At 60.2% G+C, this 24,270-nt stretch carries 21 protein-coding genes; 12 read left to right on the top strand and 9 right to left on the bottom strand.

Annotated elements, in window-relative coordinates; translation table 11 throughout:
• Nucleotides 1–78 precede the first annotated feature (78 nt).
• Complete coding sequence (locus tag B7L09_RS11675) at nt 79–264, top strand: hypothetical protein (RefSeq protein ID WP_010462962.1); 186 nt, start codon at nt 79–81, stop codon at nt 262–264.
• Between the two features lie 53 nt (nt 265–317).
• Here the strand turns inward: B7L09_RS11675 and B7L09_RS11670 are convergent, their stop codons facing one another.
• Nucleotides 318–827, bottom strand: a complete 510-nt coding sequence (locus tag B7L09_RS11670) for a BRO-N domain-containing protein (protein ID WP_094468931.1) — start codon at nt 825–827, stop codon at nt 318–320.
• Between the two features lie 441 nt (nt 828–1,268).
• Between B7L09_RS11670 and B7L09_RS11665 the strand changes: the two genes are divergently transcribed.
• Nucleotides 1,269–2,522 (top strand): AAA family ATPase, encoded by a 1,254-nt coding sequence (locus tag B7L09_RS11665; protein WP_094468930.1) that lies wholly within the window; start codon nt 1,269–1,271, stop codon nt 2,520–2,522.
• A 2-nt stretch (nt 2,523–2,524) separates the two neighbouring features.
• On the top strand, nt 2,525–3,151 hold the full coding sequence (locus B7L09_RS11660; RefSeq protein ID WP_094468929.1) for an RloB family protein: 627 nt from the start codon (nt 2,525–2,527) through the stop codon (nt 3,149–3,151).
• Between the two features lie 44 nt (nt 3,152–3,195).
• On the opposite strand, the gene B7L09_RS11655 is transcribed toward B7L09_RS11660, so the two are convergent.
• The 8 genes from B7L09_RS11655 to B7L09_RS11615 form a co-directional block, all read right to left on the bottom strand.
• Nucleotides 3,196–4,677, bottom strand: coding sequence for an APC family permease (locus B7L09_RS11655; RefSeq protein ID WP_094468928.1), 1,482 nt, complete (start codon nt 4,675–4,677; stop codon nt 3,196–3,198).
• A gap of 228 nt (nt 4,678–4,905) precedes the next feature.
• Entirely contained in the window at nt 4,906–6,330 is a 1,425-nt protein-coding gene (locus tag B7L09_RS11650) for a gamma-aminobutyraldehyde dehydrogenase (RefSeq protein WP_094468953.1), read from the bottom strand.
• A gap of 175 nt (nt 6,331–6,505) precedes the next feature.
• On the bottom strand, nt 6,506–7,330 hold the full coding sequence (locus B7L09_RS11645; RefSeq protein ID WP_094468927.1) for an ABC transporter permease: 825 nt from the start codon (nt 7,328–7,330) through the stop codon (nt 6,506–6,508).
• The gene (locus B7L09_RS11640) at nt 7,320–8,267 is read right to left on the bottom strand and encodes an ABC transporter permease (protein WP_094468926.1); all 948 of its coding nucleotides are present in this window, start codon (nt 8,265–8,267) and stop codon (nt 7,320–7,322) included. The genes B7L09_RS11645 and B7L09_RS11640 overlap by 11 nt, the downstream gene beginning before the upstream one ends.
• Nucleotide 8,268: 1 nt before the next feature.
• Nucleotides 8,269–9,306 carry an ABC transporter ATP-binding protein gene (locus B7L09_RS11635; RefSeq protein WP_094468952.1) on the bottom strand — a complete coding sequence of 346 codons (1,038 nt, stop codon included), beginning with the start codon at nt 9,304–9,306 and terminating at the stop codon, nt 8,269–8,271.
• A gap of 235 nt (nt 9,307–9,541) precedes the next feature.
• Nucleotides 9,542–10,693 (bottom strand): putative ABC transporter substrate-binding protein YdcS, encoded by a 1,152-nt coding sequence (gene ydcS / locus B7L09_RS11625; RefSeq protein WP_094468924.1) that lies wholly within the window; start codon nt 10,691–10,693, stop codon nt 9,542–9,544.
• Nucleotides 10,694–10,775: 82 nt separating this feature from the next.
• Nucleotides 10,776–12,263 carry a gamma-aminobutyraldehyde dehydrogenase gene (locus B7L09_RS11620; protein ID WP_094468923.1) on the bottom strand — a complete coding sequence of 496 codons (1,488 nt, stop codon included), beginning with the start codon at nt 12,261–12,263 and terminating at the stop codon, nt 10,776–10,778.
• A 100-nt stretch (nt 12,264–12,363) separates the two neighbouring features.
• On the bottom strand, nt 12,364–13,278 hold the full coding sequence (locus tag B7L09_RS11615; RefSeq protein ID WP_094468922.1) for a LysR family transcriptional regulator: 915 nt from the start codon (nt 13,276–13,278) through the stop codon (nt 12,364–12,366).
• Nucleotides 13,279–13,453: 175 nt separating this feature from the next.
• Here B7L09_RS11615 and B7L09_RS11610 point away from each other — a divergent pair, with 175 nt between their 5' ends.
• The 9 genes from B7L09_RS11610 to prfB all read left to right on the top strand — a co-directional run bounded on the left by B7L09_RS11610 (nt 13,454) and on the right by prfB (nt 24,249).
• Nucleotides 13,454–14,176: a tellurite resistance TerB family protein gene (locus tag B7L09_RS11610; RefSeq protein ID WP_094468921.1), complete on the top strand. Its 723-nt coding sequence runs from the start codon at nt 13,454–13,456 to the stop codon at nt 14,174–14,176.
• Nucleotides 14,177–14,432: 256 nt separating this feature from the next.
• Nucleotides 14,433–16,055 (top strand): methyl-accepting chemotaxis protein, encoded by a 1,623-nt coding sequence (locus B7L09_RS11605; RefSeq protein ID WP_094468920.1) that lies wholly within the window; start codon nt 14,433–14,435, stop codon nt 16,053–16,055.
• Entirely contained in the window at nt 16,055–16,591 is a 537-nt protein-coding gene (locus B7L09_RS11600) for a chemotaxis protein CheW (protein WP_094468919.1), read from the top strand. Before B7L09_RS11605 ends, B7L09_RS11600 begins: the two co-directional genes overlap by 1 nt.
• Nucleotides 16,588–17,847 (top strand): CheR family methyltransferase, encoded by a 1,260-nt coding sequence (locus tag B7L09_RS11595; protein WP_094468918.1) that lies wholly within the window; start codon nt 16,588–16,590, stop codon nt 17,845–17,847. Before B7L09_RS11600 ends, B7L09_RS11595 begins: the two co-directional genes overlap by 4 nt.
• Nucleotides 17,844–18,527 carry a chemotaxis protein CheW gene (locus tag B7L09_RS11590; RefSeq protein WP_094468917.1) on the top strand — a complete coding sequence of 228 codons (684 nt, stop codon included), beginning with the start codon at nt 17,844–17,846 and terminating at the stop codon, nt 18,525–18,527. The genes B7L09_RS11595 and B7L09_RS11590 overlap by 4 nt, the downstream gene beginning before the upstream one ends.
• Complete coding sequence (locus B7L09_RS11585) at nt 18,524–20,818, top strand: hybrid sensor histidine kinase/response regulator (protein WP_094468916.1); 2,295 nt, start codon at nt 18,524–18,526, stop codon at nt 20,816–20,818. Before B7L09_RS11590 ends, B7L09_RS11585 begins: the two co-directional genes overlap by 4 nt.
• Nucleotides 20,815–21,825 carry a chemotaxis response regulator protein-glutamate methylesterase gene (locus tag B7L09_RS11580; RefSeq protein ID WP_094468915.1) on the top strand — a complete coding sequence of 337 codons (1,011 nt, stop codon included), beginning with the start codon at nt 20,815–20,817 and terminating at the stop codon, nt 21,823–21,825. Before B7L09_RS11585 ends, B7L09_RS11580 begins: the two co-directional genes overlap by 4 nt.
• A 48-nt stretch (nt 21,826–21,873) precedes the next feature.
• Nucleotides 21,874–22,875: a diguanylate cyclase gene (locus B7L09_RS11575; protein ID WP_094468914.1), complete on the top strand. Its 1,002-nt coding sequence runs from the start codon at nt 21,874–21,876 to the stop codon at nt 22,873–22,875.
• A gap of 278 nt (nt 22,876–23,153) precedes the next feature.
• Nucleotides 23,154–24,249, top strand: a protein-coding gene (gene prfB / locus B7L09_RS11570; protein WP_141213455.1) for a peptide chain release factor 2 whose coding sequence is annotated in 2 segments (ribosomal slippage) — nt 23,154–23,225 and nt 23,227–24,249 — 1,095 coding nt in all. Because the reading frame shifts where the segments join, the coding sequence is not laid out codon by codon here.
• The last annotated feature ends 21 nt before the right edge of the window (nt 24,250–24,270 follow it).

Genomic DNA, 24,270 nt, shown 5'->3' with positions numbered 1-24,270 from the left:
TTCAGGCTGGCGGCTAATGAAAAGGATAGGGCGATGCGGTTTTTGAAGTTTTCTCGGGCTTATAGAAGGACATCGTCCATGACGAAAGTACAAGGCATCACTGAAATGCTGGGAATATTCCCTTGCCTGGCGACCGGGCGACGAAGGCATCGCCTCAGTTCGGACGAAATGAAGTTGCTGGAGCGGTATCGCGAGCTGTCGGAGAACGACCGGATTGCGATGCGGTATCTGGTGGATGCGATGCGCAGTGTTTCGCGGTTTTGAGCGCTAAGCCAAGGGGCGGACTGTGAAGTCTGCCCCTTTTATTCACCCTACCTTCAACTGCACGTGCCCACGATGGTGAACGGTCGCTGTGCCTGCATCAGGTCAGGCATGTCCCGCCACTTGATCCACGCTTGATGCTGCCAATGCAACAGTGGCACCGAGATGCCTGCCCACTGCAATGAACTCAAGCTTGGAATGTTATCCACAGCCGCTTTCGACTCACGCAGCGTTGGAATGACTTCGTTGCTGAGCCACTGACGCAGGTTTCGGTTTTCCGGGATGAAATGATGGACTAGCAGCGCATACATTCCCGATTCGCTGACCATCAGTGATTCGACGGTTTTGCCATCCTTCAGCAACCAGACGTATCGGCGTTGATCGGGATCGAGTTTCAGGGTGAGACGTTGGTCCAGCGGACGGCCCATCAAGCGACCGAGGTCCTGGACGCAGAACCAGGCTTGGTTGTCCTGCATGAACGCGTGAAGGAAGCGGTTGTGGCGGGTGAAGACGGTAGGGATGAAATGAGGATGGGTTTCAGACGGATTTAGCGTGTGCTTAAGCATTTTTTCGACTCCATGTTGAAAAAAGAGCCGCCACTAATCCTTCGACAGATTATGGGTGGCGGACCGTGCGGCGTTCGAAGTCGGGACATTCTCGATCAACATGCAAGCCAAGAGGCCCGCGCCACACGGCCCACCATAAAGCGAAACTGAAAGGCAAAAAATTGCCCCAGTTCATATGGGGGCGCGGATGCGCCATGTTGATGATTTACCGGCTTCGACCCCGGGTCGCTGATTTGGCAGCGACGAGGTCAAGCCTATCGTCCAGGCGCTCGCGGCGCCAAGTCTACTCTGGCGCCGCGTGTTGTAGGAATTGGAGCTTTTACCGGAAGGCTTGATCTGTAGGAATTTCCTGTTTTTGCGTGAAGTGCAGCCCGACTGCGCCGAACGGCTGTTTTTTCCTTTATTTTTTGCGCTTTCAGGAATGAACTGCGGGTTCGCTGCATGCTGATTGAATTTTCTGTTTCCAATTATCGCTCCTTCCGCGACAGGCAAACCCTGTCCATGGCTGCGACGCCGCGCTTGAGTAAAAAACGCAACCTGTTCGCTCCGCCCGTAAATGGAGAAAAACTACCGGACTTGTTGAAGGTGGCTGCGATCTACGGGCCGAATGCGTCCGGTAAATCTTCGCTCATCCGGGCGATGGGGATCATCGGACAGCTGCTCACCGCATTGCCTTCCTCAAATGATGAACCGCTACCGGTCTCGCCATTTCGTTTTGACTCGCAACTTAAAAACGAACCCAGTTCCTTCGAATACAACTTCATTCAACGTGGGCTCCGATATCGTTTTGTTCTACGCCTGACGGCTCAGCGGATTATCGAGGAACAACTGGTTTCATATCCCAAAGGCAAGGAAACGCTGCTGTATCAGCGTCGTTTTGTAGAGGAGGCAGAGCAGTATGTCTTTGGGGCAAGTCTTGAGGGAGGTAAAGAAGTCCACCGTGCATGGCGGCATCTCACGAGCCCAAAAATGTTGTTTATTTCACAGGCGGTGGCGAACAGTAGCGAAGAGCTGACCCAGTTGCGGGCTCCGTTTAGCTGGTTTCAATCAGGTCTGCTGGTTATTGAGCAGAACAACATGATGGGGCTGTCTGCGGCGTCAATCAGATTTCTGAAGATGGCCTCGGATCACACTGGAAACTTGCGAGATTTTCTAAAGGAAGTGGATATCCCGGTGTCAGCTATTCACCTCGACACCGAAGACGCAGAATCTTTTCGCTGTACAAAAAAACTCACACTCAAGGAGTTCTTTGCGGCGGCCCAAAAAGACAAAGTCACCCTGACGCATACGAGCCTTTTAGGAAAAGCCGAATTCGATTTTTCAGAGGAGTCCGGCGGTACAAAAAACCTGATCGGTTTCTGGCTGCCCTGGTTCATGATCAATCACGCCGATGGTAGCGGGATTCTTTCTGTCGATGAATTGGACAGCAGCCTTCATCCCTCAATAGTCGATGGCCTGATTGAGAAACACTTGGAGAGTGGGCTGGGTACTCAACTGATCTTTACCACCCACGACACTCATCTAATGAATGCCAAAGCACTTCGACGCGATCAGTTCTGGATCACCGAACGCGATGCTAACGGTGCGACCTGTCTTTTTTCGGTTCGCGATTTTGAAGGCAGGGAAGGAGAAGACGTCGAAAAACGCTACTTTGAAGGTCGTTATCGCGGGTTACCGTTGATAAGGCGAGGTTGATCATGGCGCGTTCAATACGGCTGTTTGATCGGAAGGCACCCCGGTTCAAACCTCAACCCAAAGTGCTGATCCTTTGTGAGGACAGTCAGTCAGGTAAGCGATATCTGGAGGATGCGGCCTTTCACTTTCGTGCCAATGCTCAGGTTGAAGTTGCCCATTGCGGCGTGACTCATCCTAGCGGGATTGTCGAAAGAGCAATTGCACGGCAAAGAGACTTCGATAAGGTTTTTTGTGCCTTGGACCGTGACACTCACCTTTGCTTCGACCGTGCGGTCGACTTGGCAAAACCGCATCCCAAGATAAAAGTGATAGCGTCTTTTCCCTGTTTCGAGTTTTGGTTGCTACTGCACTTTGGCTACAACAGAAAGCCATTCGCTGCTGCAGGTGGAAAATCCCCTGGCGAACTTGTTACCAAGAGTCTTAGGGGCCAACCTCTGATGGAGAATTATGAGAAGGGTAAAAATGTCAGTCATTTTGATCTACTCCTGGGTGAGCCATTTCAAAGGGCGAGATCTTTAGCGCCAAAGATTATCGAGGATGTCGCCATCAGTGGCGAACCCAACCCGAGCACCGAAATCCATCTGCTGATGGACGAGTTCGAAACCCTCTCCAAACCTCAGCCGATCTAACACCAAGCGTCCAGCCGGCATCGCTGCGGGCTGGACAATGGCTATTACCGACTAACCTTCCACGCATCCCCCGCCGGCGCAGTCCCGTGGTCATACGGCTTGGCCAACCACATGTACAACAACCCCAACCCAATAACGATCGCTGTACTCAACACCATCGCATAGTTGATGTACCACGCCGCATCCGGTGTGCGCGGCCAGGCCATGTTGATGATCGCGCCGACACCGTAAACCAGCGCGCCGATGTTCACCGCCCAACCCCATCCGCCGAGGGTGAATTTGCCGCTCGGTTTCCAGCCTTTCAGGCGTGCGTAAAGTGCGGCGAGGACGATCATCTGGAACGCGAGGTAGATGCCGATGGCCGCGAAGCTGACGATGGTTGCGACGGCATCTTGCAGAAAGAAGCCGAGGATGATGATCAGCGCCGGCAGGACGCCGGACACGAACAGTGCAGCAACCGGCACCTGAGTCGTAGGGGAGATCTTCTTCAGCAGTGAGCTGCCGATGACCATTTCATCCCGGGCGTAGGAGTACAGCAGACGACTCGCCGCCGCCTGCAGGCTGATGACGCAGGAGATGAAGGAAATCATCACCACGCCCATCACCACTTTCGAGCCGACCGGGCCGAAGGCGTTGTTGAGGATGGTGGTGACCGGGTCTTTGTCGGTGCCGCTGATCACGGCTTGCATGTCCGGCACGGCGAGGATCAGCGCCAGGCAGGCGAACATCGCCGCGATGCCGCCGATGTAGATGGTCATGCGCATGGCTACCGGGATCTGTTTGCTTGGGTTCGGGGTTTCTTCGGCCACGTCGCCGCAGGCCTCGAAGCCGTAGTACAGGAACATCCCCGCCAGCGAGGCGGTGAGGAAGGCCGGCAAATACGAGCCGTCAATGCTGATATCGAAGGTGTTGAACAACACGCTGATCGACTGGTGACGCTCGAAGATCAGCAGGTAGACGCCAACGATCACCGCGCCGACCAGCTCGCAAAGGAAGCCGAACATGGCGATCCGCGCCAGCATTTTGGTGCCGCTGAGGTTGACCAGGGTGGCGAACAGCGTCAGGAACAGCGCGATGACGATGTTGGTGTTATTGCTCGGTTCAAAGCCCATCATCGCGGCCAGGTAAGGGCCGGCACCCACTGCAACAGCAGCGATGGTCACGCACAGGGCGATGGAGTAGATCCAGCCGACCATCCACGCCCAGCGCTTGCCCACCAAGCGACGAGCCCACGGGTACACGCCGCCGGAAATCGGGAACTGCGAGACCACTTCACCGAAGATCAGGCACACCAGCAACTGGCCGCAACCGACCAGTAAATAAGCCCAGAACATCGGTGGCCCACCGGCGGCCAGGCACAGGCCGAAGAGGGTATAGACCCCGACGACCGGGGAGAGGTAAGTGAAGCCCAGGGCGAAGTTTTCCCACAGGCTCATGCTGCGGTTGAAGTTCGAGGTGTAACCCAGCTTGCGTAGCTGCTCGGCGTCGCTGTCGGCAACGGATGGGGATAGTTCGGGTGTACTCATGGTGTGTCAGCTCCGGAAAATCGGCAGATTTCGGATGTCCGAAACCGTGGCGGGGCCTTGGAGGCGCTGCCCGGATCGGTGGTTATTGTTTTGGTTGTCTGGCGTTGAACCCTGGTGGTGCGTGGTGCCGGTTTCTACCTTGAAACCGAGGTGATGCCTTCGCGGGCAAGCCTCGCTCCTACAGGTACTGCGGCGAACCTGTAGGAGCGAGGCTTGCCCGCGAAGCTTTTAATGCTTGAACATTACATGCCGCACAACGGTGTAATCCTCCAGCCCATACATGGACATGTCCTTCCCGTAGCCAGACAGTTTCTGACCGCCATGGGGCATTTCGCTGACCAGCATGAAATGCGTATTCACCCAGGTGCAGCCGTATTGCAAGCGGGCAGACAAGCGATGAGCGCGACCGACGTCCGAGGTCCAGACCGACGACGCCAGGCCGTAGTCCGAATCATTGGCCCAACCCAGCACCTGGGATTCATCGATGAACTTGGTCACCGACACCACAGGCCCGAACACTTCGCGACGGACGATTTCGTCATCCTGCTGGGCATCTGCCAACACCGTCGGTTCGAAGAAGAACCCATTACCTTCCACAGACTTGCCACCGGTGACCAGGCGAATATGCGGTTGCGCCACGGCACGCTCGACAAACCCGGCCACACGGTCCCGGTGCTGCGCTGTGATCAGCGGGCCCAGTTCGGTCGACGGATCATCCTGCAACCCATACTTGATGCTGCTGACCGCCTCGCCAAGTTTCTCGACGAATTTTTCGTAGATGCCTGCCTGCGCATAGATGCGGCAAGCGGCGGTGCAATCCTGCCCGGCGTTGTAGAAACCGAAGGTGCGAATGCCTTCCACGGCGGCGTCAATATCGGCGTCGTCGAAGATGATCACCGGGGCCTTGCCGCCCAGTTCCATGTGCATGCGTTTGACGCTGTCGGCGGTGCTGGAAATGATGTTCGAACCGGTGGCGATCGAGCCGGTCAACGAGACCATGCGCACTTTCGGGTGCGTGACCAATGGGCTGCCAACGGTAGGCCCACGGCCGAAGACGAGGTTGAGCACACCGGCCGGGAAGATTTGCGACGCCAGTTCTGCCAGACGCAACGCGGTCAGCGGGGTTTGTTCTGACGGCTTGAGCACCACGGTATTACCGGCGGCGAGGGCCGGGGCGATTTTCCAGGCGACCATCATCAGTGGGTAGTTCCACGGCGCGATGGAGGCGATCACGCCGACCGGGTCGCGGCGGATCATCGAGGTGTGGCCAGGCAAATATTCGCCGCCCGCCGAACCGCTCATGCAACGGCTGGCGCCGGCGAAGAAACGGAACACGTCGGCAATCGCCGGGATCTCGTCGTTCAGCGCGGCGCTGTAGGGCTTGCCGCAGTTGTCCGATTCCAGTTTGGCCAGCTCTTCGCCGTGGGCTTCGATGACGTCGGCGAGTTTGAGCAGCAGCAGCGAGCGTTCCTTCGGCGTGGTTTGCGACCAGCTTTCGAAGGCGCTGTCGGCGGCACGCACGGCCGCATCGACCTGGGCTTCGCTGGCTTCGTTGATTTCCACCAGCACACGACCGAGGGCCGGGTTGAACACCGGTTGGGCGGGGCCTTCGCCGTCGATCAGTTGGCCATTGATCAAGAGTTTGGTTTGCATGGCATTGTCCTCTTCAAAACTGTTGTTGTTCTTCTGTGGAAACCGGCCCCCTGTGGGAGCGGGCTTGCCCGCGATGAGGCCATCAAATTCGACATTGATGTTGGATGACACACCGCTATCGCGGGCAAGCCCGCTTCCACAGGTTCCGGTTCCCACATTGGGAGATTGTTGTTCGTTATTTCCCGCCGCTACCCGCCACGCTCTCACCCCCCCGGGTCAGGTAATAGGCGCCGAGAATCGGCAGCATGGTCACCATCATCACCAGCATCGCGACGACGTTGGTCACCGGCACGTCCCGTGGGCGGCTGAGCTGGTTAAGCAGCCACAGCGGCAGGGTGCGTTCATGGCCGGCGGTGAAGGTGGTGACGATGATTTCGTCGAACGACAGCGCAAACGCGAGCATGCCGCCGGCCAGCAGCGCCGAGCCAAGGTTCGGTAGCACGATGTAGCGAAAGGTCTGCCAACCGTCGGCGCCGAGGTCCATCGACGCTTCAATCAAACTGTGCGACGTGCGGCGCAATCGGGCGATGACGTTGTTGTAGACGATCACCACACAGAAGGTGGCGTGGCCGACGATGATGGTGAACATCCCCGGTTCGATCCCCAGCGTCTTGAAGGTCGCCAGCAACGCGATCCCGGTGATGATCCCCGGCAACGCAATCGGCAGGATCAGCATCAGCGAGATGCCTTGCTTGCCGAAGAAATCCCGCCGGTACAACGCCGCCGACGCGAGCGTGCCGAGGACCATCGCAATCAGTGTCGCGATGGCGGCAATTTCGGCTGACAGCTTGATCGCTTCCAGTACATCGGGCCGCGAAAACGCCACGCTGAACCAATGCAGGGTGAAGCCCTTGGGTGGAAAGCTGAACGCGGCTTCTTCGGTGTTGAAGGCGTATAGGAAGATGATCAGGATCGGGAAGTGCAAGAACACCAACCCGCCCCAGGCTGCGATTTTTAATCCAACAGAAGCCTGCCCCTGTGATGAAGAGTCAGAGTGCATCGAAGGCCCCCAGTCGTTTGACGATAGTCAGGTAAATGGCGATCAACACAATCGGTACCAATGTGAAGGCCGCGGCCATCGGCATGTTGCCGATGGCCCCCTGCTGCGCATACACCATGCTGCCGACGAAGTAGCCCGGCGGGCCGACCAGTTGCGGCACGATGAAGTCGCCCAGGGTCAGCGAAAAGGTGAAGATCGAACCGGCCGCGATGCCTGGAATCGATAGCGGCAGAATCACCTGCATGAAGGTCTGGCGTGGCTTGGCACCCAGGTCAGCCGACGCTTGCAGCAGCGACGGCGGCAGGCGTTCCAGCGAAGCCTGGATCGGCAGGATCATGAACGGCAGCCAGATGTAGACGAACACCATGAAACGGCCCAGGTGCGAGGTCGATAAAGTGCTGCCGCCTACGCCGGGAATGCCCAGCACGAATTGCAACACCGGCTCCAGCCCCAGGTGTTGAACGAACCACTGCGCGACGCCGCCCTTGGCCAGCAGCAAGGTCCAGGCGTAAGCCTTGACGATGTAACTGGCCCACATCGGCAGCATCACCGCGATGTAGAAAAACGCCTTGGTCTTGCCGGTGGTGTAACGCGCCATGTAATAGGCAATCGGGAACGCGACGATGGCACTGGCGAGCGACACGACGATGGCCATGCTCAGCGTGCGCAGAATGATGTCGAAGTTCGACGGCTGGAACAGCGCTGCAAAGTTCGCCAGGGTCAGGTCCGGGGTGACCGCCATGGTGAAGTCATCGAAGGTGTAGAAGCCTTGCCACAGCAGCACCAGCAGCGAACCGAGATAGATCGCGCCGAACCACAGCAGCGGCGGCACCAGCAGCAGCGACAGGTAGAAGTTCGGTCGGCGATACAGCAGGTTGGAAAACCTGCGCAACGGCGAACCGCCGGCCGGGGTTTGAGGGATAGCCACGCTGGTCATCTCACACCCCGCCGACAACGTTGTCGTGCAGCGGGATCATCGCCTCACGCGCCCAGCGTGCGCTGATGCGTTGCCCGGTCTGATGCTGGGCGCTGACGTCCAGCCATTGCACGTTGGCCTGGCTGATGTTCAAGGTCTGGCCGTTTTCCAGTTTCAGTTCATAGCGTGTGGCGCTGCCCTGGTACTGAATGTCGTGGAGCAAGCCGCTGACTTCAATCTCGTGGCTGGCCAGCGGGCCTTCGGCGAAACGCACGTGTTCCGGGCGAATCGAAAACGGCTGTGGATTGCCACTCAATTGCTTGGCCAGATCGCCGCGAATCACGTTGGAGGTGCCGACGAATTCCGCGACGAACGTGGTGGCCGGTTTCATGTAGAGATTGCGCGGGGTGTCGACTTGCTCGATGCGTCCTTTGTTGAACACCGCCACGCGGTCGGACATCGACAGCGCTTCGGTTTGGTCGTGGGTGACGAAGATGAAGGTGATGCCGAGCTGGCGTTGCAGCTTCTTCAATTCGCTCTGCATCTGTTCGCGCAGCTTCAGATCGAGGGCGCCCAACGGCTCGTCGAGCAGCAGCACGCGAGGGCGATTGACCAGGGCGCGGGCCAGGGCCACACGCTGGCGCTGGCCGCCGGACAATTGCACCGGTTTGCGCTCGCCGTAGCCGCCGAGGGCGACCATGTCGAGGGCTTCTTCGGCGCGTTTCTGCCGTTCGGCTTTACCGACGCCTTTGACTTTCAAGCCATAGGCGACGTTGTCGAGCACGTTCATGTGCGGGAACAGCGCGTAATCCTGAAACACGGTGTTGACGTCACGCTCATACGGCGGCAGCCCGGCGGCTTCTTCGCCATGAATTCGGATAGAGCCTGCGCTCGGTTGTTCGAAACCGGCGATCAGGCGCAAACAGGTGGTCTTGCCCGAGCCGGAAGGGCCCAGCATGGAAAAGAACTCGCCGTCCTGGATATCGATGGAAACCCGGTCAACGGCCTTCACTTCGCCGAACTGACGGGAAACGTTGGTGAACTGGACTGCAAGCGTCATGGTGCGGTGCTCCAAAAAGGCGAGGGCCGTCACAGCGGCCCTGCCTGGACTTCTGAAAAATCTGGATCAACTTTCTGGCTGGAAAACTTATTGTGATGAGGGAGCTTGCTCCCGCTGGAGTGCGCAGCACTCCCAAAAGGACTGATGCGGTTTCTCTGATTGACCGCATTGACTGGTTTTGGGGCGGCTTCGCCACCCAGCGGGAGCAAGCTCCCTCGCCACAGGGGACGGTGTGTTATCTGCCGCCCATGATCGCGATGTAGTCCTGGGTCCAGCGGCTGTAAGGCACGAACTTGCCCCCTTCAGCCTGCGGGGTTTTCCAGAAAGCGATTTTCTCGAACTGGTCGAAACCGTTGGTCTTGCAACCTTCGGCACCCAGCAATTCACTGCCGGTACAGGCCGCCGGAACTGCAGGCAGCGAACCAAACCATGCCGCCACATCACCTTGGACTTTCGGTTGCAACGACCAGTCCATCCATTTGTAGGCACAGTTCGGGTGCTTGGCTTCGGCGTGCAACATCGTGGTGTCGGCCCAACCGGTGGCGCCTTCTTTCGGGATGGTCGAGGCGATCGGTTGTTTCTCGTTGATCAGGCCGTTGACCTGATAGGGCCAGGCGCTGGACGCGACCACGCCTTCGTTTTTGAAGTCACTCATTTGCACGGTGGTGTCGTGCCAGTAGCGGTGGATCAGCGGCTGCTGAGCGCGCAACAGATCGAGTACCGCCTTGTACTGGGCTTCGGTGAGTTGGTACGGGTCCTTGATGCCCAGTTCCGGCTTGGTGGTCTTCAGGTACAGCGCCGCGTCGGCGATGTAGATCGGGCCGTCGTAGGCCTGCACGCGGCCCTTGTTTGCCTTGCCGTCCGGCAAGTTCTGCGCATCGAACACCACGCCCCAGCTGGTCGGCGCGGTTTTGAATACGTTGGTGTTGTACATCAGCACGTTCGGGCCCCACTGATACGGGGTGCCGTAGGTCTGTTTGTTAACCACGTACCACGGCGCATCTTTCAGGCGTGGGTCGAGGCTTTTCCAGTTCGCAATCAACGCGGTGTTGATCGGCTGCACACGCTTGCCGACGATCAACCGCAACGAGGCATCGCCCGACGCCGTCACCAGGTCATAACCACCCTTGGCCATCAGGCTGACCATTTCATCGGAAGTTGCCGCAGTCTTCACATTGACCTTGCAGCCGGTTTCTTTCTCGAAACCGGTCACCCAGTCGTAGGCCTTGTCGCTTTCGCCACGTTCGATGTAGCCGGGCCACGCCACGATATCCAGCTGACCTTCGCCAGCACCGACCGCTTTAAGCGGTTCGGCGGCCTGGAGACTGGCGCTGGCCAGCAGCGCCGTGGTGATTGCACTGAGCAGTGCGGTCTTGTGCACGAACATGGGAATTCCCTCTTCTTTAATTATGGTCGGGGCAGTTGTGAACGTGGTGAAGCATGCCGTTAGCGGCTTGTTATTAGCGTAGTCAGAGATGCTGTCCGTGGCGCGCCATGATGTGCCGCACCACGCTGTAGTCCTGAAGCGAATCGCTGGATAAGTCTTTGCCATACCCGGACCGTTTAAGGCCGCCGTGAGGCATTTCGCTGACCAGCATGAAATGGCTGTTGATCCAGGTGCAGCCGTACTGCAAGCGCGCCGCGACCTGCATGGCCTTGTCGAGGTTCTGCGTCCAGACCGAGGAGGCGAGGCCGTACTCCGAATCGTTGGCCCAGTCCACGGCTTGTTCGAGCTGATCGAAGCGGGTAACGGTGACCACCGGCCCGAAGACTTCGCGCTGGACGATCTCATCGCTCTGCTTGCAACCGGCCAGCAGCGTCGGCTGGTAATAGAAGCCGGCACCGGAATGCACCGCCGCTCCGGTCACCCGTTCAATGTGCGGCTGACCCAGGGCGCGTTCGACAAAACTGGCCACGCGGTCGCGTTGGCGGGTGCTGATCAGCGGGCCGATCTCGTTGTCGGCGTCGCGTTTACCGGCAAAGCGCAAGCTGCTGACCGCCGCGCCGAGTTCGGCCACCAGACGGTCGTGAATCCCGGCCTGTGCATAAATCCGGCAAGCCGCGGTGCAATCCTGCCCCGCGTTGTAATAACCGTAAGTGCGCACGCCTTCGACCACGGCCTGGATGTCCGCATCGTTGCAGACGATCACCGGCGCTTTGCCGCCGAGCTCAAGGTGCGTGCGTTTGAGGGTTTTTGCTGCCGCTTGCAGGATTTTCTGCCCGGTGACGATATCCCCGGTCAGCGACACCATGCGCACTTTGGGATGGCTGACCAAGTGACTGCCGACACCTTCACCGCCGCCGCAGACGATGTTGATCACGCCACGTGGAAGGATTTCGGCCAGTGCAGGCGCCAGGGCCAGAATCGACAGCGGCGTGTGTTCGGACGGTTTGAACACCAGCGTGTTGCCGGCGGCGAGGGCCGGGGCGATTTTCCACGCGGCCATCATGATCGGGTAGTTCCACGGCGCAATCGAGGCGACCACGCCAATTGGATCGCGCCGGACCATGCTGGTGTAGCCCGGCAGGTATTCACCGCTGAGCTGGCCGGTCTGGCAGCGCACCGCACCGGCGAAGAAGCGGAACACATCGACCGTCGCGCTCAAGTCGTCCTGACGGGCCAGGTGCAACGGCTTGCCGCAGTTCAGGGATTCCAGACGGGCGAGGAGGTCGGCTTGTTTTTCGATGGCGTTGGCGATGTCCAGCAACAGGTTCGAGCGTTGCTGCGGTGTGGTCCGCGACCAGCCGGCGAACGCTCGGTGGGCGGCAAGGATGGCGGCTTCGACTTGCTCGGTGCTGGCTTCGGCGATGTGGGTCAGTACTTCCCCGGTGGCGGGGTTGAGGATCGGTTCGACAAAACCCTGGCCCGCGACCAATTCGCCATCGATCAACAACGCGGTGAACAACGGGGTCTGCGCGCCAGCCATTTTTCGGGTTCTCTTTTCTTGTATGGCCATGGTGCTCCCAGTGACTGGGGCCCGGCCGTCTTATTGATGGAGCAAGACTAGTGCGCGGGCCCGAGGTCGACAAATTCTAAATACTGAAGGTGGCGTTCGATTAAATAGATGGCTTGCGCCCGCCGTGGGGTTGTTCGCGGGCGACGGTCAAAAACGGGTCCACCAACGCCGGGCGCGCGGTGCCGCGACGCCAGGCCAGGCCGACGTCGAGGGTCTGGCTCAGGTCGGCAATCGGCCGCGCTTCGATGATGTCGCCCTCCAGGGACCAGGGGCGGTAGGTCATGTCGGGCTGGATCGATACGCCCAGACCTGCGGCCACCAGGCTTCGAACGGCTTCCGTCGACGCGGTTTTCAGGGTGATGCGCGGTTGCAGGCCGGCCCCGCACCACATGCGGTGGGCGTTGCGGTCCATTTCGTCGACGTTGAGCTGAATCAGCGGCTCGCGGGCCACATCGGCGAGGTTGATGCTGTCGTGTTCCAGCAACGGATGCTGGGCCGGCAACCACAACCGATGGGGCGAGTGGGTCAGCACTTCAGTCTGCAAGGCATGGCGGTCTTCGAGGTTGGACAGGATCAGCACGCCGACATCGATCTCGCCGCTGACCAGCAAATGCTCGATATAGGGGCGTTCGTCCTCCATTACCCGGATCTCGACATTGGGGTAGGCGCGCTGGAAACGGGTGAGCAAATCCGCGAGGTAGTAACCGGCCACCAGGCTGGTCACGCCAATGATCAACTGGCCGGCGACCTGGTCGGTGCTTTGTTGCAGGCTGCGTTTGGCGTTATCCACGGTCGCCAGAATCAGGTGCGCCTGGCGCAGGAATTGATGGCCCTGATGGGTCAGGCTCATGCCCTTGGCGTGCCGGTTGAACAGGCCGACGCCAATCTCTTCTTCGAGTTGCTGGATCGCCAGGGTCAAGGTCGATTGGGAAATGAACGCGGTTTGCGCGGCGGCAGAGATCGATCCGGTCTCGGCCACGGCGATGAAATGACGAATCTGACGCAAGGTCATCATGGGGAATACCCGGTGGGCAGTTTTTATAGATTCGCTTGAGTGTATATCGCTTTTATCGATGACCCTGTTTTTCCAGGCAACATCCAGAAGCACTCTCGTCCCCGGTCTCCGGGCACTTTCGTTCTAGGCTGGTGGCCTTATGTGTCCGGTTAACCCCTTTCGTGGAGGCGGCAAAATGAATACGCGTGGATTGCTCGATCAACTACTCAAGTCCGGTCAGGACCTGATGCAGAACAAGGCCGGCGGAAATCAAAACAAATCGTCCAGCGGTGGATTGGGCGGATTGCTCGGTGGCGGCGGTGGTTCGGGCGGGCTCGGCGGTTTGCTTTCTGGCGCGGGCGGTGGTGCTTTGGCGGCCGGCGCCATGGGTCTGTTGCTTGGCAGCAAAAAGGCCCGCAATGTCGGCGGCAAAGTCGCCATCTACGGTGGCCTCGCGGCACTCGGTGTTATTGCCTACAAGGCTTACGGCAACTGGCAGGCCCAGCAGGGCACGGCGCCGAAGACCGAGCCGCAAACACTCGACCGTCTGCCCCCGGCGCAAGTCGAGTTGCACAGCCAGGCGATTCTCAAGGCGTTGGTTGCAGCGGCCAAAGCCGATGGCCACGTTGATGACCGTGAGCGCGCATTGATCGAAGGCGAGTTCACCAAGCTCGACAACGATCAGGAATTGCAGCAGTGGCTGCATGCCGAACTCAGCAAGCCGCTCGACCCGACAGAAGTCGCCCGCGCGGCGAGCACGCCGGAAATGGCTGCCGAGATGTACATCGCCAGTGTGATGCTAGTGGATGAGGAGAGCTTCATGGAGAAGTCCTACCTGGATGAACTGGCACGGCAGTTGAAGCTGGAGCCGGGGTTGAAGGCTGAGTTGGAGAAGCAGGTGCGTCAGGCGTCCCTGTAAGGTTGATCGCCTTCGCGGGCAAGTCGAATCGCCGCACCGCGAAGGCGTCTCAAGCCGCACCACCTCCCGAGGCTAATCTACGACTCATTTCTTCCGCCACGCCCCTGCGACCCGCCACCCGATCCACCGCAAAGCCCTGGCCCAGAGGCCTCCTGCCGTTTTCGCGCACAAGGTCGAGAACTGCCAAGCCTTCGTCTTATAAATGAGACACCCTCAGCTATACTTCGCAGCATTTGAACCGCCCCGAGGACTGACTGTGAAGAACTGGACGTTGCGCCAACGGATCTTGGCTAGCTTTGCGGTCATTATCGCCATCATGTTGCTGATGGTCGTCGTCTCGTATTCGCGGCTGTTGAAGATTGAAGCCAGTGAAGCCAGTGTTCGAGACGACGCACTTCCCGGGGTCTATTACAGCTCGACGATTCGTGGCGCTTGGGTCGACAGCTTTCTCCAGATTCAGGAAATGCTGGGCTTGAAGGAAGGGCAGGGCATCAGTGCCGAAGACGCCGCTGACTTCAAAAGCTACGAAGCGCGTGTGCAGGAAGCGATGAGTAACTATCGCGCCACCGTTACTACGGATGAAGACAAGGTCGAATTCGCGACCTTCGAAAAACTTCATGAGGAATACGGCAAACTCCTGGCCGCGGTGCTCGACCTGCATAAGCGAAATCAAGAGGCCGACGCCATCAAGTTGTTCAACGAACAACTGACCCCGGCCTGGACTGCGGGACGCGTAAAGCTCAATGACATCCTCCGCGAAAACAAAGCGGTGGCTGATCAGGACATCGCGAACATCGACGATGCCGTGATTACCGCGAAAGTCATCATGGGCATTTCCCTGCTGGTCGCGATATTGGCTGCCGGCCTCTGCGGTTTGCTGTTGATGCGCGCGATCATGGCGCCGATGAACCGCATTGTGCAGATCCTTGAAATCATGCGCGACGGCGACCTGAGCAAACGCCTGAACCTGGATCGCAAGGACGAATTCGGCGCCGTGGAAACCGGCTTCAACGACATGATGACCGAGCTGACGGCCCTGGTGTCCCAGGCGCAGCGTTCTTCCGTCCAGGTCACCACGTCGGTGACCGAGATCGCCGCCACCTCCAAGCAACAACAAGCCACCGCCACCGAAACCGCCGCCACCACCACCGAAATCGGCGCGACGTCCCGCGAAATCGCGGCCACCTCCCGTGATCTGGTGCGCACCATGACCGAAGTTTCGACAGCCGCCGACCAGGCATCGGTCGCCGCCGGTTCCGGCCAGCAAGGCCTGGCGCGCATGGAAGAAACCATGCATTCGGTGATGGGCGCCGCCGACCTGGTCAACGCCAAGCTGGCGATCCTCAATGAGAAGGCCGGCAACATCAACCAGGTGGTGGTGACCATCGTCAAGGTGGCCGACCAGACCAACCTGCTGTCGCTCAATGCCGCCATCGAGGCCGAGAAGGCTGGCGAATACGGACGCGGATTTGCCGTGGTCGCCACCGAAGTGCGGCGTCTGGCGGACCAGACTGCCGTCGCCACCTATGACATCGAGCAGATGGTGCGCGAGATCCAGTCGGCAGTGTCGGCGGGCGTGATGGGCATGGACAAGTTCTCCGAAGAAGTCCGGCGCGGGATGTTCGAAGTGCAGCAAGTGGGCGAGCAACTGTCGCAGATCATCCATCAGGTGCAGGCCCTGGCGCCGCGGGTGTTGATGGTCAACGAAGGCATGCAGGCCCAGGCCACCGGTGCCGAGCAAATTAATCACGCGCTGGTGCAATTGGGCGATGCCAGCAGCCAGACCGTGGAGTCCCTGCGCCAGGCCAGCTTTGCCATTGATGAACTGAGCCAGGTGGCCGTAGGGCTGCGGGGCGGCGTCTCGCGATTCAAAGTCTGATGAGCGAGCTCGCGGCCAAACGCAGCGCGGTGATGCCGGTAAAGCACGCGTTGTTTCTGCTGTTTCGCATCGGCAATGAACGTTATGCCTTGCAGGCGCGCGAAGTGGCCGAGGTGCTGCCGCGTCTGCCATTGAAGCCGATTGCCAAGGCGCCGGACTGGGTCGCCGGGGTGTTCGCCTATCGCAGCGCGGTGGTGCCGGTGATCGACCTCAGTGCGCTGACGTTTGGTGAACCGGCGCAAGCCCGCACCAGTACCCGGCTGGTGCTGGTGCACTATTGGCCGGATGAGCAGACGCCTTCACAGTTGCTCGGGCTGATTCTGGAACAGGCCACCGACACCTTGCGCTGCAACCCGGCGGATTTTAAACCCTATGGCCTGGACAACCGCCAGGCGCCCTACCTGGGGCCGGTTCGTGAAGATGCCCAAGGCTTGCTGCAATGGGTGCGGGTGGCCGATCTGCTCGATGAGCAGGTGCGCGCGCTGCTGTTTCCTTCGCCACCGCTGGACCCTGCATCGCTTGAGGTGCGGCCATGAGCAGCGATCAGCGGTTTTTCGATTTCCTCAAGGAGCGCATCGGCCTTGATGTGACGTCGGTGGGACCGGCGATCATCGAGCGTGCGGTGCGCCAGCGCAGCACGGCCTCCGGGGCGCTGACGGCCGATGAGTATTGGCACACGTTGCAAGGTTCGCGGGACGAACAGCAGGCGTTGATTGAAGCGGTGATCGTTCCCGAGACCTGGTTTTTCCGCTACCCGGAGTCCTTCGCGACCCTGGCGAAACTGGCCATCCAGCGTTTGGCCGACATCAACAACATGCGCGCGCTGCGGATTCTCAGCCTGCCGTGCTCCACGGGCGAGGAGCCGTACTCCATCGCCATGGCCTTGCTTGATGCCGGACTCAAGCCGCATCAGTTCAAGGTTGAAGGCATGGACGTCAGCCCGCTGTCGGTGGAGCGCGCCAAGCGNGCGCTGTACGGCAAGAATTCGTTTCGTGGCCAGGACATCGAGTTTCGCGAGCGGCATTTCACGGCCGAAGAAGACGGCTACCGCCTCAACGAGCGAGTGCTTGAACAGGTGCGTTTGCAGGTCGGCAATCTGCTGGATCCGGCGCTGCTGGCCAGCGAGCCACCCTATGATTTTGTGTTCTGCCGCAACCTGCTGATCTACTTTGACCAGCCGACCCAGAAGCAAGTGTTCGACGTGCTCAAGGCCCTGACCCACGTGGACGGCGTGCTGTTTATCGGCCCGGCCGAAGGCAGCCTGCTGGGGCGCCATGGCATGCGCTCGATNGGCATCCCGCAATCTTTTGCCTTCAGCCGTCAGAGCGTGCCCGAGCCTCTGCCAGTCTTTGTTCCGACACCGCTGCCGGTGCGCCAGCCGGTGCGCAGCGTGACGCCGCCGCCCGTGCGCAATCGTCCGTTCGCAACCCTCACACCGCCGGCCGTCACGCCAAAAGCCTCGGACGCTGCCGCCTTGCTGGCCAACATCGCGGCCCTCGCCAACGAAGGCAAAAGTGCCGAAGCCCGCGCCGCCTGCGAAGGTTATTTGCGCAATCACGAACCGGTGGCCCAGGTGTTTTATTGGCTGGGTCTGCTCAGCGATGTCACCGGCCGAGTCCTCGAGGCCCAGGGTTTTTATCGCAAGGCGTTGTACCTCGAACCGCAACACCCCGACGCGTTGATGCACCTGGCCGCCTTGCTGCAATCCCAGGGCGACACGGCGGGAGCGAAAAGATTGCAGGACCGCGCCGCCCGCAGCGAACGCGCCGCCGACAGTGAGCGTAAACGATGAACGCCTCCGACACCTTGAGCCTCACCCATAAAGATGCCCAGGCCATCGACGATTGCTGGAACCGTATCGGCATCCATGGCGACAAGTCCTGCCCGTTGCTGGCCGAGCATATCCACTGCCGCAACTGCTCGGTGTACTCCGCCGCCGCCACGCGTTTGCTCGACCGCTACGCCTTGCAACAGGACGATCGCGAGCAGGTCCCGGTGGCGGTCGAAATCGATGTGAAAACCCGCTCGCTGCTGATGTTTCGGCTTGGCGAAGAATGGCTGGGCCTGGCCACTCGCAGCCTGGTCGAAGTGGCGCCGTTGCAAGCGATTCATTCATTGCCGCACCAGCGCTCCCAGGCCCTGCTCGGCGTGGCGAATGTGCGCGGTGCTTTAGTGGCGTGCCTGTCTTTGGTGGAACTGCTAGGTCTCGATGGCACTGCCAGCGTGGCGTCTGGCGCGCGCGTGATGCCGAGGATGCTGATCATTGCCGCCCACGGCGGGCCAGTCGTGGTACCGGTGGACGAAGTGGACGGGATTCACGCCATCGACGAGCGCATCCTCGATGCCGCATCGCAGTCCGGCACCCAGGCCAGCGCCAGATACACCCGGGGCGTGTTGCATTTCAAGGGTCGCAGCCTGCGNTGGCTGGATGAGGCGCAATTGCTGTCCGCCGTGACCCGGAGCCTCACATGACCCCCGACCAGATGCGCGATGCCTCGCTGCTGGAACTGTTCAGCCTGGAAGCCGATGCGCAGACCCAGGTATTGAACGCCGGTTTGCTGGCCCTGGAGCGCAACCCGACCCAGGCCGATCAGCTGGAAGCCTGCATGCGCGCCGCGCATTCGCTCAAGGGCGCCGCGCGGATTGTCGGCGTGGACGCCGGGGTCAGCGTGGCTCACGTCATGGAGGATTGCCTGGTCAGCGCCCAGGAAAACCGCCTGTACCTGCAACCCGAACACATTGACGCCTTGCTGCAAGGCACTGATTTGCTGATGCGCATTGCGACGCCGAGTAACAATCCCGGAGCGGCGGATATCGAAGCCTATGTGGCACTGATGGCGCGGTTGCTGGATCCGCTGGCGCTGGCCGCGCCGATCAGCACGCCGATCGCCCCGTTCATGACCGAGTCCGAGCCGGAGCCCGAAGCACTCGCGCCCAAGGTCGAGGAATTGATTCCGGCCGCCGAACCGCCCCCCGCAGAACCGCCGAAAAAGCCCCGGCGCACCACCGAAAACGGCGAACGCGTGTTGCGCGTCACGGCCGAACGCTTGAACAGCCTGCTCGACCTGTCGAGCAAATCCCTGGTCGAAACCCAGCGACTCAAGCCGCACCTGGCCACGATGCAACGCCTCAAACGCATGCAGAACAATGGCCTGCGGGCGCTGGAAAACCTCAACGTCCACCTCAAGGAACATGCTTTGAGCCTCGAAGCCCAGGAAGCCCTGGGCGATGCCCGGCGGTTGCTGGCTGAGGCGCAGCAATTGCTGGTGGAAAAAAACGCCGAACTGGACGAGTTTGCCTGGCAGGCCAGTCAGCGGGCGCAAGTCTTGTACGACACCGCGCTGGCCTGTCGCATGCGGCCGTTTGCCGATGTACTCGCCGGGCAGGTGCGCATGGTCCGCGACCTTGGCCGCAGCCTGGGCAAGCAGGTGCGCCTGGAGATCGAGGGCGAAAAGACCCAGGTCGACCGCGACGTGCTGGAAAAGCTCGAAGCGCCGCTCACCCACTTGCTGCGCAACGCTGTCGATCACGGCATCGAATCCCCCGAGCAACGCCTGCTCGCCGGCAAGCCTGAGGAGGGTCTGATTCGTCTACGCGCCTCCCATCAAGCCGGTTTGCTGGTGCTGGAGTTGAGTGACGACGGTCACGGCGTCGATCTGGAAAAGGTCCGCCGCAGCATCATCGCGCGGCAGCTATCCCCCGCTGAAACCGCTGCCCGGTTGAGCGAAGAGGAGTTGCTGACCTTCTTGTTCCTGCCGGGTTTCAGCCTGCGCGACACGGTCACCGAAGTATCCGGGCGTGGCGTCGGCCTGGACGCGGTGCAGCATATGGTTCGCCAACTGCGCGGCGCGGTGGTGCTGGAGCAGACGGCGGGGCAGGGCAGTCGCTTCCATCTGGAGGTGCCGTTGACTCTGTCGGTGGTGCGCAGCCTGGTGGTGGAAGTCGGTGACGAGGCGTATGCGTTTCCGCTGGCGCACATCGAGCGCATGTGCGATCTGGAGCCGGCGGACATCGTCCAGATCGAAGGGCGTCAGCACTTCTGGCACGAAGGCCGGCATGTCGGCCTGGTTGCCGCCAGCCAGCTGTTGCAGCGCCCGGCGAGCCAAAACAGTCAGCAAACCCTGAAAGTCGTGGTGATCCGCGAGCGCGAGGCGATTTACGGGGTGGCGGTCGAGCGGTTTATCGGCGAGCGGACATTGGTCGTATTGCCGCTGGACGAACGTCTGGGCAAGGTGCAGGACATTTCCGCCGGAGCCTTGCTCGACGACGGCTCGGTGGTGCTGATCGTCGACGTCGAAGACATGCTGCGCTCGGTGGACAAACTGCTCAACACCGGGCGTCTGGAGCGGATTGCCCGTCAGGGCAGCCAGGTCGTGGAAGCGGCCCGCAAACGGATTCTGGTGGTCGACGATTCGTTGACCGTTCGCGAGTTGCAGCGCAAGTTGTTGCTCAATCGCGGCTACGACGTGGCCGTGGCGGTCGATGGCATGGACGGCTGGAACGCGCTGCGTTCCGAAGACTTCGACTTGCTGATCACTGACATTGATATGCCACGCATGGACGGTATCGAACTGGTGTCTTTATTGCGCCAGGACAATCGCCTGCAATCGCTGCCGGTGATGGTGGTGTCCTATAAAGATCGCGAAGAAGACCGCCGTCGTGGACTGGACGCCGGAGCCGACTATTATCTAGCCAAAGCCAGTTTTCATGACGATGCCCTGCTTGATGCAGTGGTTGAGCTCATCGGAGGAGCGCGGGCATGAAAATAGCGATCGTCAATGACATGCCGATGGCGGTGGAGGCCCTGCGCCGTGCCCTGGCATTCGACCCGGCGCATGAAGTGGTCTGGGTTGCCGGCAATGGCGCTGAAGCCGTACAGCGTTGCGCCGAACTGACGCCGGACCTGATCCTGATGGACTTGATCATGCCGGTGATGGACGGCGTAGAAGCCACGCGGCAGATCATGGCCGAGACCCCGTGCGCCATTGTCATCGTCACGGTCGACCGGCAGCAGAACGTGCACCGGGTGTTCGAGGCCATGGGCCACGGTGCGCTGGACGTGGTCGACACACCAGCCCTCGGTGCCGGCAATGCCCAGGAGGCCGCCGCGCCGTTGTTGCGCAAGATCATGAACATTGGCTGGCTGATTGGTGACAAGGGCAATCGGGAGCGATCCGCCCCCAGCCCGCTGCGCAGTTCGGCCTCGCGCCAGCGGTTGGTTGCGATTGGCTCGTCGGCCGGCGGGCCGGCGGCGCTGGAAGTCCTGCTGAAAGGTTTGCCCCGAGACTTTCCGGCGGCCATCGTGCTGGTGCAGCATGTGGACCAGGTGTTCGCCGCCGGCATGGCCGAGTGGCTCAGCAGCGCCAGCGGCCTGAAAGTGCGTCTGGCTCAGGAAGGCGAGCCTCCTTTGGCAGGCACAGTGTTGCTGGCGGGCACCAACCACCACATACGCCTGTTGAAAAACGGCACGCTGGCCTACACCGCCGAACCGGTCAACGAGATCTACCGGCCGTCCATCGACGTGTTTTTCGAGAGCGTCGCCAGCCACTGGAACGGCGATGCCGTCGGCGTATTACTCACCGGCATGGGCCGCGACGGCGCGCAGGGGCTTAAACTCATGCGCCAACAGGGCTACCTGACCATCGCTCAGGACCAACAAAGCAGTGCGGTTTACGGAATGCCGAAAGCGGCAGCGGCCATCGACGCCGCCGTGGAAGTTCGCCCACTGGACAAGATAGCGCCACGATTGCTGGAGATTTTCCCAAAATGAAGACTTTTCACAGCAATCCTGGCCCAGGCAGCATTCAGGTGACCGCACATGACTGACTTACAACTCGACGACTTCAAGACCGACGAAAACGCCGCCATGGTGTTGCTGGTGGACGATCAGGCGATGATTGGCGAAGCGGTGCGTCGCGGGTTGTCGAACGAAGACAATATCGACTTCCACTTCTGCGCCGACCCACATCAGGCGATCGCGCAGGCGATTCGTATCAAACCGACGGTGATCCTGCAGGATCTGGTGATGCCCGGGTTGGACGGCCTGAGCCTGGTACGTGAATACCGTAACCATCCGGCGACCAAAAATATTCCGATCATTGTCCTGTCGACCAAGGAAGAGCCGTTGATCAAAAGCGCGGCGTTCTCGGCCGGGGCCAATGATTACCTGGTCAAGCTGCCGGACAATATCGAGCTGGTGGCGCGCATTCGCTATCACTCGCGCTCCTACATGACGTTGTTGCAGCGGGATGCGGCCTACCGTGCGCTGCGGGTCAGCCAGCAGCAGTTGCTGGACACCAATCTGGTGCTGCAACGGTTGATGAACTCCGACGGTCTGACCGGGCTGTCCAACCGCCGCCACTTTGACGAATACCTGGAGCTGGAATGGCGCCGTTCCCTGCGTGATCAGAGCCAGCTGTCGCTGCTGATGATCGATGTCGACTACTTCAAGACCTTCAACGACAGCTTTGGCCATGTTGAAGGTGACGAAGCCCTGCGCAAAGTCGCCGCCGCCATCCGTGANGCCAGCGCCCGACCGTCGGACCTGCCAGCCCGTTACGGGGGGGAAGAATTTGTCCTGGTGCTGCCCAACACCACACCGGGCGGCGCGCGGCTGGTGGCGGAAAAACTCCGCCTCACCGTGGAAGCGCTGAAGATTCCGCACATTTTCCCCAGCGAAGGCTCTAGCCTGACCATCAGCATCGGCCTGTCGACCATGACCCCGCAGCAGAGCAGCGATTGCCGGCAACTGATCTCGGCGGCGGACAAGGGGCTGTACCTGGCGAAGAACAATGGGCGTAATCAGGTGGGGATCGAGTGATTTGCAGTTTCTACCGTGCGACGTAGAACCTGCGGGAGCCGGGCTTGCCCGCGATGACGGTCTGTCAGTCGATGAAAGTATCGACTAATGCGGTATGTCAGGTAATGAATCAGTGACTGACCCACCGCATTCGCGAGCAAGCCCGCTCCCACATTTGGATCTTCATTGTTCTTGAGATCGGATGCAGACCCGCCTTTTCGCCAAGCGGGCTGCCGTTCGCGTCTCTTTGTCGTTATACTCGTCGGCTTTCAAAAGTTCGCCAACGAGTGCTGCCCGCCATGGAAATCAACCCGATCCTTAACACCATCAAGGACCTGTCCGAGCGCTCCGAAACTATTCGGGGGTATCTTTGACTACGATCAAAAGCATGAGCGTCTGACCGAAGTCAATCGCGAGCTTGAAGATCCGGCTGTCTGGAACAAACCTGAATACGCCCAGGAACTGGGCCGCGAGCGGTCGCTGCTGGCTCAGATCGTCGAAACCCTCGACGAAATGCACAGCGGTCTGGCCGATGCCAAAGATTTGCTGCTGATGTCCGCCGAAGAAGAAGACCAGGCCGCCGTCGATGACGTCGCTGCCGAAGTCGAGCGCCTGCGCGAGTCGCTGGAAAAACTCGAATTCCGTCGCATGTTCAGCGGTGAGATGGACGCGAACAACGCCTACCTGGATATCCAGGCCGGTTCCGGCGGCACCGAGGCCCAGGACTGGGCCAACATCCTGCTGCGCATGTACCTGCGCTGGGCTGACAAGCGCGGTTTCGACGCAACCATCATGGAGCTGTCAGCCGGTGAAGTCGCCGGTATCAAAGGCGCGACCGTGCACATCAAGGGTGAATACGCCTTTGGCTGGCTGCGTACCGAGATTGGCGTGCATCGCCTGGTGCGCAAGAGCCCGTTCGACTCCGGCAACCGTCGCCACACTTCGTTCTCCGCGGTGTTCGTGTCACCNGANATCGACGACAAAGTGGAAATCGAGATCAACCCGTCGGACCTGCGAATCGACACCTACCGCTCCTCCGGCGCCGGTGGTCAGCACGTAAACACCACCGACTCGGCCGTACGTATTACCCACGTACCGACCAACACCGTGGTCAGCTGCCAGAACGAACGTTCCCAGCACGCGAACAAGGACACCGCCATGAAAATGCTGCGGGCCAAGTTGTACGAGCAGGAAATGCAGAAGCGCAACGCGGCTTCGCAGGCGCTGGAAGACACCAAGTCGGATATCGGCTGGGGTCACCAGATCCGTTCTTATGTGCTCGATGCGTCGCGGATCAAGGATCTGCGCACTAACATCGAACGCAGCGACTGCGACAAGGTGCTCGACGGCGATATCGACGAATACCTGGAAGCCAGCCTGAAATCAGGGCTGTAAANCGTCAGTCAAGACCTTAAG

Origin of the sequence: Pseudomonas mandelii (assembly GCF_002251635.1) — a bacterium.
GTDB classification, from domain to species: domain Bacteria; phylum Pseudomonadota; class Gammaproteobacteria; order Pseudomonadales; family Pseudomonadaceae; genus Aquipseudomonas; species Aquipseudomonas mandelii_B.
Note: the sequence above shows the minus strand (reverse complement) of the source record. Positions and strands in the feature narration are given on the sequence as shown.